The sequence below is a fragment of the Pseudomonas sp. AC463 genome, from assembly GCF_979253585.1.
Genome location: NZ_CEEDDZ010000665.1, coordinates 1 through 268, shown reverse-complemented (window position 1 = coordinate 268; position 268 = coordinate 1). Strand labels below are relative to the sequence as shown.

Below are 268 nucleotides of genomic sequence, written 5' to 3'. Positions count from 1 at the left end.
CGTCGCGCCCGTCGATCCGGTAGGCGGAGCCCGCGCCGCGTTCGATCCGGCGCACCACTTCCGTCTCGGTGTCGTCGGCGGTGTCGAGGAGGATCGACACTTCCGCGAAGTCACGCGGTGGGCGGGTCGCGGTGCCGGCGAAGATCACGTCGTCCATGCCCGCGCCGCGCAGCGACTTCGCGCTGCCCTCGCCCATCGCCCAGCGCAGCGCCTCCAGCAGGTTGGACTTGCCGCAGCCATTGGGACCGACGACGCCGGTCAGCCCCTC

General features: G+C 72.4%; 1 protein-coding gene. It reads right to left on the bottom strand.

Annotated features, from left to right (window positions below; translation table 11 throughout):
• Positions 1-268, bottom strand: a 268-nt coding sequence (locus AC0IYH_RS31865; RefSeq protein ID WP_471838274.1) for an AAA family ATPase, incomplete at both ends; no start/stop codon positions are given.